Origin of the sequence: Streptomyces sp. NPDC058955, assembly GCF_042741435.1 — a bacterium.
Classification (GTDB): Bacteria; Actinomycetota; Actinomycetes; order Streptomycetales; family Streptomycetaceae; genus Streptomyces.
Window position 1 is genome coordinate 1 of the sequence record NZ_JBHYKM010000228.1, and the last position, 3,858, is coordinate 3,858.

Sequence of the window (3,858 nt, forward strand, 5' to 3'; positions counted from 1 at the left end):
GCTGGGGGGGCGGGGCCCGGCGCTCCGGGGCTGCTTCGGGCGGGGGCGGGCGCGGGCCCCCGCGGCGCGGCCGGGGGGCGGCGCGGCCGGCCGCGGTTCGTGTGGTGCGCGCGTCCCGTGGGCCCTGGGGCTGGGGGTCAGGCGCGGGCCTTGGCCGCGGCGGTCGCGCTCTCGCGGGCGGCGACGACGGCCTGGGAGTCCTTCGGCATGCCGAGGCCGGCGAGCTTCATCGCGAGGCCGACGACACCGCCGAGGACGATGACGCCGATACCGGCCCAGAAGCCGGGCACGTTCGCCGCCACCATGAAGACTCCGGCGATGCAGAAGCCGATGAAGGAGATGATGACACCGGTCCAGGCGGCCGGGGTGTGTCCGTGGGCGCTGCCCGCCATGAGTTGCTCCTCGTAGATGTTGCTCGGTGGTGACGTCGAAGATGACGGCTGTCATGTGATGACGGCGTCATTCTTCCGCACATGACCCCGCGGAGGTGACTCGGGGGGTCCCGGACGATCACGCGTCGTGTGTCGGGTCCTCGCCGCGGTCGAGCGCCTTCCACAGGTCCTCGGGCCGGTCGGGGTCGCCTGCGGCGGAGCGGCGCGGGGCGCGGGGCGCGCCGGAGCGCTCGTAGCGGCCGCCCATCGCGGGCCAGCTCTTGCCGTAGCGGAGGGCGAAGAGGCCGGCGACCAGGATGAGGAGGGCTCCGGCGGCGGCGACGTAGGGCCAGGCGGTGTGGGTGAGGCCGGCGACGGCGGCGGCGGTGTCGCCGCTGATCCGGGCGGCCTCGGCGTCGAGGGCGGCGCTGTCGGAGGCGCCGAGGAAGGCGGCGAGGGCGGCGCCGGCGCCGCTGAGCGCGAGGAGCCCGGCGACGAGGGTGCGGCCGGTGCGGCGGACGGCGAAGACGGCGACGAGGGCGGCGAGGCCGACGATCGCGAGGGCGGTCGGGACGCCGGTGACGGTGCCGCCGTCGGCCTCGACGGGGACGGTGCCCCCGGCGACCGACGCGGTGCCCTCGGCCCAGATCTGGCCGGCGGAGAGCAGTACGACGGTGGCCCCGAGGGCACCGAGGAGCAGGGCGACGGCGAGGCTCCGCCGGCCGCCGGAGGTGACGGCCGCACGGGCGGCGCGGGGCTGGGGTACGGGTACGGCACTCACGTACCCCACTATCCCCTACGGCTGCGACGAACCTTTCATCCGGTTGGCGGTGTGGACGGCGCGGAGGACGGCGGCGGCCTTGTTGCGGCACTCGGCGTCCTCGGCGGCCGGGTCGGAGTCGGCGACGACACCCGCTCCGGCCTGGACGTACGCGGTGCCGTCGCGGAGCAGGGCGGTGCGGATGGCGATGGCGGTGTCGGAGTCGCCGGCGAAGTCGAGATACCCGACACACCCGCCGTACAGGCCGCGCCGGGAGGGCTCCAGCTCCTCGATGATCTGCATCGCACGAGGCTTGGGGGCGCCGGAGAGGGTGCCGGCGGGGAAGCAGGCGGTGAGGACGTCGAAGGCGGTCCTCCCCTCGGCGACCCGGCCGGTGACGGTGGAGACGATGTGCATGACGTGGGAGTACCGCTCGATCGACATGAAGTCGACGACCTCGACGGAGCCGGGGGCGCAGACTCGGCCGAGGTCGTTGCGGCCGAGGTCGACGAGCATCAGGTGCTCGGCGCGCTCCTTGGGGTCGGCGAGCAGTTCCTCGGCGAGGTCGTGGTCCTCCTGCGGGGTGGCGCCGCGGTGCCGGGTGCCGGCGATGGGGTGGAGCATCGCCTGTCCGTCCTCGACCTTGACGAGGGCCTCGGGGCTGGAGCCGACGACGTCGAAGCCGTTCTCGAACCGGAAGAGGTACATGTACGGGGACGGGTTGGTGGCCCGCAGGACCCGGTAGACGTCGAGGGCGGAGGCGGTGCAGGGGGTCTCGAAGCGCTGCGAGGGCACGACCTGGAAGGCTTCGCCGGCCCGGATGCGCTCCTTGACGTCCTCGACGGCGTCCTGGAAGGCGGGGCCGCCCCAGAGAGCCGAGAACTCCGGGAGTTCGGAGGCGGGGAGGGCGGCGGGGACGGTGGCGACCGGGCGGGCCAGGTCGGCCTCCATCGCGTCGAGGCGGGCGACGGCGTGCGCGTACGCCTCGTCGACGCCGGTCTCCAGGTCGTTGTGGTTGATCGCGTTGGCGATCAGCAGGACCGAGCCGTCCCAGTGGTCGAGGACCGCGAGGTCGCTGGTGAGCAGCATGGTGAGCTCGGGGAGCCGGAGGTCGTCGCGGGTGGAGTCCCCGATCCTCTCCAGCCGGCGGACGATGTCGTAGCCGAGGTAGCCGACCATGCCGCCGGTGAAGGGGGGCATGCCGGACGCGAGGTCGCGCGGGGTGTGGAGGGTCTCGACGGTGGCGCGGAGGGCGGCGAGCGGGTCGCCGTCGACGGGGACGCCGACGGGCGGGGTGCCGAGCCAGTGGGCCTCGCCGTCCTTCACGGTGAGGGTGGCGTCGCTGCGGACGCCGATGAAGGAGTAGCGGGACCAGCTGCGGCCGTTCTCCGCGGATTCGAGGAGGAAGGTGCCGGGGCGTTCGGCGGCGAGCTTGCGGTAGAGCCCGACCGGGGTGTCGCCGTCCGCGAGGAGCCTGCGGCTGACGGGGATGACGCGGCGGTCCGCCGCCAGCTTGCGGAAGGTCTCGAGATCCATGGCGCCAGACCCTACTCGGATGCGAGGAGCACGTCGGAGTCGAAGCAGGTGCGGGTGCCGGTGTGGCAGGCGGGTCCGACCTGGTCGACCTGGACGAGGATCGTGTCGGCGTCGCAGTCGAGGGCGACGGACTTGACGTGCTGGACGTGCCCGGAGGTGTCGCCCTTGACCCAGTACTCGTTCCGGCTCCGGGACCAGTAGGTGCCGCGGCCGGTGGTGAGGGTGCGGTGCAGGGCCTCGTCGTCCATCCAGCCGAGCATGAGCACCTCGCCGGTGTCGTACTGCTGGGCGATGGCGGGGACCAGGCCGTCGGCGCTGCGCTTGAGGCGGGCGGCGATGGCCGGGTCGAGGTCGCTGGGGGTCCGGGGCGTGCTGCTCATGCCGCCATTGTGCCGTGGTGCGGGGACTTGTCCGGCCGGGCGTCCACTGGGCGGACGGCGTGGCGAGATCGTACGCTGGCGGGCATGTCGACCCATGCCAAACGTGAACGGCTTCTGCTCGCTGATCTGTTGGAGGCGGCCGGTCCCGACGCCCCGACGCTGTGCGAGGGCTGGCGCACCCGGGACCTCGCGGCGCACGTGGTGGTGCGGGAGCGGCGCCCGGACGCGGCGGCCGGGACGCTCGTGCCGGCGCTGAAGGAGCGGCTGCAGCGGGTGCAGGACGAGTTCGCCGCGAAGCCGTACGAGGAGCTGATCCAGCTGGTCCGGACGGGTCCGCCGCGGTTCTCGCCGTTCACGATCAAGCAGGTGGACGAGGGCGCGAACGTCGTGGAGTTCTACGTGCACGCCGAGGACGTCCGGCGGGCCCAGCCCGGCTGGTCGGCGCGGGAGCTGGACCCGGTCTTCTCGGACGCCCTGTGGTCGCGCCTGGAGAAGGCGGCCCGCCTCCTCGGCCGGAAGGCGCCGGTGGGCCTGGTGCTGCGCCGCCCGAACGGCCAGACGGTGGTCGCCCACCGCGGCACCCCGGTGGTGACGGTCTCCGGGGAGCCGGGCGAGCTGACGATGTACCTGTACGGGCGTACGGAGGTGGCGAAGGTGGGCCTGGAGGGCGAACCGGACGCCATCGAGCTGCTGAGCACGACGAAGCAGCTGGGGATCTAGGGCCTGTCTCTTGGATCCGTCCGTGAGATCGTCGTGCTCGTGATCGAGTCTTGGGTGATCAATGACGACAGCCCTGTCCCTGTGCCGTCGG

At 73.5% G+C, this 3,858-nt stretch carries 5 protein-coding genes; 1 reads left to right on the top strand and 4 read right to left on the bottom strand.

From position 1 onward, the window contains the following. Positions 1-137: 137 nt before the first annotated feature. The 4 genes from ACFW1I_RS38115 to hisI all read right to left on the bottom strand — a co-directional run bounded on the left by ACFW1I_RS38115 (position 138) and on the right by hisI (position 3,047). Positions 138-392 carry an HGxxPAAW family protein gene (locus ACFW1I_RS38115; protein WP_384678688.1) on the bottom strand — a complete coding sequence of 85 codons (255 nt, stop codon included), beginning with the start codon at positions 390-392 and terminating at the stop codon, positions 138-140. 118 nt (positions 393-510) lie between these two features. After that, complete coding sequence (locus ACFW1I_RS38120) at positions 511-1,161, bottom strand: TIGR02234 family membrane protein (protein WP_384678691.1); 651 nt, start codon at positions 1,159-1,161, stop codon at positions 511-513. A 6-nt stretch (positions 1,162-1,167) separates the two neighbouring features. Beyond that, positions 1,168-2,667 (bottom strand): anthranilate synthase component I, encoded by a 1,500-nt coding sequence (locus ACFW1I_RS38125; RefSeq protein WP_384678694.1) that lies wholly within the window; start codon positions 2,665-2,667, stop codon positions 1,168-1,170. An 11-nt stretch (positions 2,668-2,678) separates the two neighbouring features. Further along, positions 2,679-3,047, bottom strand: coding sequence for a phosphoribosyl-AMP cyclohydrolase (gene hisI / locus ACFW1I_RS38130; protein ID WP_384678697.1), 369 nt, complete (start codon positions 3,045-3,047; stop codon positions 2,679-2,681). 84 nt (positions 3,048-3,131) lie between these two features. Here hisI and ACFW1I_RS38135 point away from each other — a divergent pair, with 84 nt between their 5' ends. Then, positions 3,132-3,767 carry a TIGR03085 family metal-binding protein gene (locus ACFW1I_RS38135; protein ID WP_384678700.1) on the top strand — a complete coding sequence of 212 codons (636 nt, stop codon included), beginning with the start codon at positions 3,132-3,134 and terminating at the stop codon, positions 3,765-3,767. Positions 3,768-3,858 lie beyond the last annotated feature (91 nt).